Source organism: Streptomyces sp. NPDC058221, from assembly GCF_042882365.1.
Classification (GTDB): Bacteria; Actinomycetota; Actinomycetes; order Streptomycetales; family Streptomycetaceae; genus Streptomyces.
Genome location: NZ_JBHVWF010000276.1, coordinates 1 through 4,534 on the forward strand (window position 1 = coordinate 1; position 4,534 = coordinate 4,534).

Genomic DNA, 4,534 nt, shown 5'->3' on the forward strand with positions numbered 1-4,534 from the left:
GCAGCCGCCTCGATCTGCACGCCCCGGCGCGGACCCTGGCGGACGTCGCCCGCGAGGTCTTCACGCACGACACGGCCCGCCGCCGCGCCCACGAGGCCGCCTTCGCCTCGCTGGTGGGCACCCCATGACCGCGACAGTGCGCGCCACCTGGGTGCAGCCGGAGGATCTGGTCGGGCACGAGCTGCGGCAGGCCGCCGAGGACGGGCGGGACGCCCGGGACATCGAACGCCGGTGGTACGAGGCCGGAGGGTCGCCCGCACCGGACCGCGCGGGCGCCTCCGAGGACCCCGCGTCACCCGGACTCCGTGCAGTCGCCGAGCATCTGCTGGACGAACTCGCCCTGCTGGACGCGCCACTGGCCGACGCCGAACCGACCGGACTCGATGCGATCCGGGCCGCCTGCCCGCACTGGCCGGGCCCTCTGACGGACCGGCCGTCCGTGGGCCGCGAGCGGCTGCACGCGGCCTGGCTGGGGCGCGCGGCCGGCTGTCTGCTCGGGAAGCCGGTCGAGAAGCTGCCGCTGGAAGGCATCCGCGCCCTGGCCCGCGCCACCGGGAACTGGCCGCTGACCACCTGGTTCACCGCCCGCGGCCTGCCCCCGGGGCTGACGGCCGCCTACCCGTGGAACCGGCGCTCCGCCACCACCTCGCTCGCCGAGAACATCGACGGGATGCCCGAGGACGACGACCTCAACTACCCGCTCCTCACCCTGGTACTGCTCCAGCGGTGCGGCCGCTCCTTCTCCACGGCCGACGTCGGCAGGCTCTGGCTCGACGAGCTTCCGGCGGGCCGGACGTTCACCGCCGAGCGGGTCGCCTACCGCAATCTGCTGGACGGCGTCGAACCGCCGGACACCGCCCTGTACCGCAATCCGTTCCGGGAGTGGATCGGGGCGCAGATCCGGGCCGATGTGCACGGCTGGACACATCCCGGCGACCCGGCCGCCGCGGCGGAGCAGGCCCACCGGGACGCGGCCCTCACACACACCGGGAACGGGGTGTACGGCGCGATGTTCACCGCGGCGGCACTCGCCGAGGCGGCGGGTGGCGAGGCCGACGTCCACGGGTGTCTGGCCGCCGGGCTCAGGGTCGTACCGGCGCGCTCGCGTTTCGCGCAGGCGGTACGGGCCGGTGTCGCGGCGGCCCGGGAGGAGGCCGACTTCGATACGGTCGTCGACCGGCTCCACGACGGTTACGGCAGGTATCACTGGGTGCATGTGCTGCCCAACGCGGCTCTGCTCGCCGCCGCGCTCACCCACGCGGACGGCGATTTCACCGGGTCCGTCTGCCGTGCGGTGTCCGGCGGCTGGGACACCGACTCCAACGGGGCGACGGCGGGTTCGCTCGCCGGTCTGCTGGCCGGGCGGCCCGAGGCGCTGCCCGACCGGTGGACCGCCCCGCTGAAGAACCGCCTCGCCACGTCCGTCCCGGGTTTCGACTCGGTCGGCTTCGACACCCTCGCCGATCTGACCCACCGGCTCACCCATGAGGAGGCACTCCGCCCATGACCAAAATCGCGGTGCTCGGCAGCACCAATATGGATCTTGTGGCCTACGTCGACCGGGCTCCGGAACGCGGGGAGACCGTCACCGGGCACGAGTTCCGCACCGTTCCCGGCGGCAAGGGGGCCAACCAGGCCGTCGCCGCCGCGCGGGCGGGCGGCGACGTGATGATGATCGGCGCGGTCGGCAACGACGAGTACGGCGTCCGGCTCCGGGAGAACCTGGAGCACTCGGGCGTCGACACCGATCTGCTGCACACCGCCGAGGGGCCCAGCGGGACCGCACACATCGTGGTGGACGCCAAGGGATCCAACGCGATCGTGGTCATCTCCGGTGCCAACGGCGCCGTCACCGCGCTCGGTCCGGGCGAGATCGCCGCCGTCGCCGATGCCGATCTGCTGCTCCTCCAGCTGGAGCTGCCGCTGTCCGCGGTGATCGAGGGGGCGCGGGCCGGCCACGCCCAGGGGGTACGCGTGCTCCTCACCCCGTCCCCCGTGCAGGAGCTGCCCGACGAACTCCTGGACTGCGTCGACCTGCTGATCCCCAATGAGCACGAGGCCGCCGAGCTGTCCGGGCACTCCGAACCGCATGCGGCGGCCGAGGTCCTGCTCAGCCAGGTGCCCGCCGTCGTGATCACCCTCGGCTCGAAGGGCTGCCTGTACGCGGCCCGGGGGAACCAGACGGTCCACTTCCCGGCCCCCGAGGTCACCGCCGTCGACACCACCGGCGCCGGGGACACCTTCGTCGGCACGCTCGCCGTGGCGATCGGCGAGGGCCTGCCGGTGCCGCAGGCCATCGCCCGGGCCTCGTCGGCCGCGGCGCTCTGCGTACAGACGCCGGGTGCCTCCACCTCCATGCCGTACCGCAGCGAAATCGACGCCGCATGACCGGGCCGGCGGCAGCGCCCCTGGCCGGGCTCCGGGTCATCGATCTCGCCACGCTCTTCGCGGGCCCCCTGTGCGCGACCATGCTCGGCGACTACGGCGCCGAGGTGATCAAGGTCGAGCATCCGGTCCGGCCCGATCCGTCCCGGGGGCACGGCCCCGCCAAGGACGGCATCGGCCTGTGGTGGAAACTGCTGGGCCGCAACAAGCGCACCATGACGCTCGATCTGTCCGGGCCCGGGGGCCGGGACATCCTGCTGCGGCTGGCCGCCGACACCGATGTGATCATCGAGAACTTCCGGCCGGGCACGCTGGAGCGGTGGGGTCTCGGCTGGGAGGAGCTGCACGCGGTCAACCCCCGGCTGGTGCTGGCCCGGGTGACGGGCTTCGGCCAGTTCGGCCCGTACGCGCACCGGCCCGGCTTCGGCACCCTCGCGGAGGCGATGAGCGGATTCGCGGCGATCACCGGGGAACCGGACGGACCGCCGACGCTGCCGCCGTTCGGTCTTGCCGACTCCATCGCGGCCATCGCCACGGCGTTCGCGGTGATGACCGCGCTGGCCGGGCGGGAGCGCACCGGCGAGGGGCAGGTCGTCGACCTGGCGATCATCGAGCCGATCCTGACGGTGCTCGGCCCGCAGCCACTCTGGTACGACCAGCTCGGCTACGTCCAGCCGCGCACCGGCAACCGTTCGCGCAACAACGCCCCGCGCAACACCTACCGCACGTCCGACGGTCAGTGGGTCGCCGTCTCCACATCGGCGCAGTCCGTCGCGGAGCGTGTGATGCACCTGGTCGGGCGGTCCGAGCTGATCGACGAGCCGTGGTTCGCGGCCGGCACCACGCGCGCCGAGCACTGCGAGGAGCTCGACGAGGCGGTCGGCAACTGGATCGCCCGGCACACCAGGGACGACGCGATCTCCGCGTTCGAGAAGGCGGAGGCGGCCATCGCGCCCATCCATGACATCCGCGACGTGATGGAGGACCCGCAGTACCGGGCTCTGGACTCCATCACCGAGGTCGACGACCCCGAGCTGGGCCCGCTGCGGATGCAGAACGTCCTGTTCCGGCTCTCCGGGACCCCGGGGGCCATCCGCTGGGCGGGCCGGCCGCACGGGGCGGACACCGAGGAGATCCTCACCGGGCTCGGTCTGAGCGGCCCGGAGATCTCGGCGCTGCGTGCGGAGCGTGTCCTGTGACCGCGGCGATCCCCCTCACCTGGCTGTACGTCCCCGGGGACCGGCCGGACGTGGTGCGCAAGGCACGCGCGTCGGGGGCGGACGTGGTGATCGTGGACCTGGAGGACGCGGTCGCCCCGGACCGCAAGGAGTACGCACGGGCGGCCACCGTGGAGCTCCTCTCCGATCCGGCGGGCACCGGATCGGTGCCGGTCCATGTGCGGGTCCACGCGGAGGCCGATGTGCTGGCCCTGGCCGGGCTGCCGGGCCTCGCCGAACTGCGGCTGCCGAAGATCACCCATGCGGCCTCGGTCCATCACATCGCGGCGCTCGCCCCGGGCGTCGCGCTCTGCCCGCTGCTGGAGTCGGCCCTCGGTATCGAGCACGCGTACTCGGTGGCCGCCGCCCATCCCCAGGTGCGTTCCATCGCTCTGGGCGAGGCGGATCTCCGGGCGGATCTGGGGGTGCGGGACGACACCGGGCTCGACTGGTCGCGCAGCCGGGCGGTGGTGGCGGCCCGGGCGGCGGGCCTTGTCCCGCCCGCTCAGTCGGTGTTTCCCGACGTCCGGGACCTGGACGGTCTGTGGGCGTCCTGCGCACACGGCCGGGCGCTGGGGTTCCTGGGGCGGGCGGCGATCCACCCCCGGCAGCTGCCGGTGATCGAGCGGGCGTTCCGGCCGACGCCGCAGGAGATCGAGGCGGCGCAGGAGATCGTCGAGGCGGCCCGGACGGAGGCGGGTGCGCTGGCGCTGCCGGACGGGCGCTTCGTGGACGCGGCGGTGGTGGCCTCGGCGCACCGCACGCTTGCCCTGGCCGGGCGCACGGTGGTGGCCGGCCAACGGTGATCCGGGTCCCCCCGTGGTGTCCTCAATCGCCGGACGGGCTGGGTTTGCCGGACGGGCAGGGACGGTTGGGTTTGCCTGTACGGCTGGGTTTGTGGCTTTGCCGGCAAACCCGAGGCCCGCAGAAAC

4 protein-coding genes and 1 pseudogene are annotated in these 4,534 nt (G+C 73.6%); all 5 read left to right on the plus strand.

Features of this window, described 5'->3' with window-relative positions; genetic code table 11:
• A pseudogene (locus ACFVW8_RS38500) lies at positions 1 to 128 on the plus strand (ADP-ribosylglycohydrolase family protein); the annotation flags it as partial.
• On the plus strand, positions 125 to 1,507 hold the full coding sequence (locus tag ACFVW8_RS38505) for an ADP-ribosylglycohydrolase family protein (protein ID WP_389698604.1): 1,383 nt from the start codon (positions 125 to 127) through the stop codon (positions 1,505 to 1,507). The pseudogene ACFVW8_RS38500 and the gene ACFVW8_RS38505, both read left to right, overlap by 4 nt.
• Positions 1,504 to 2,388 (plus strand): ribokinase, encoded by an 885-nt coding sequence (rbsK, locus tag ACFVW8_RS38510; protein ID WP_389698606.1) that lies wholly within the window; start codon positions 1,504 to 1,506, stop codon positions 2,386 to 2,388. The genes ACFVW8_RS38505 and rbsK overlap by 4 nt, the downstream gene beginning before the upstream one ends.
• Positions 2,385 to 3,584, plus strand: coding sequence for a CaiB/BaiF CoA transferase family protein (locus ACFVW8_RS38515; RefSeq protein ID WP_389698608.1), 1,200 nt, complete (start codon positions 2,385 to 2,387; stop codon positions 3,582 to 3,584). Before rbsK ends, ACFVW8_RS38515 begins: the two co-directional genes overlap by 4 nt.
• The gene (locus ACFVW8_RS38520) at positions 3,581 to 4,408 is read left to right on the plus strand and encodes an HpcH/HpaI aldolase/citrate lyase family protein (RefSeq protein ID WP_389698610.1); all 828 of its coding nucleotides are present in this window, start codon (positions 3,581 to 3,583) and stop codon (positions 4,406 to 4,408) included. Before ACFVW8_RS38515 ends, ACFVW8_RS38520 begins: the two co-directional genes overlap by 4 nt.
• Positions 4,409 to 4,534: the final 126 nt, after the last annotated feature.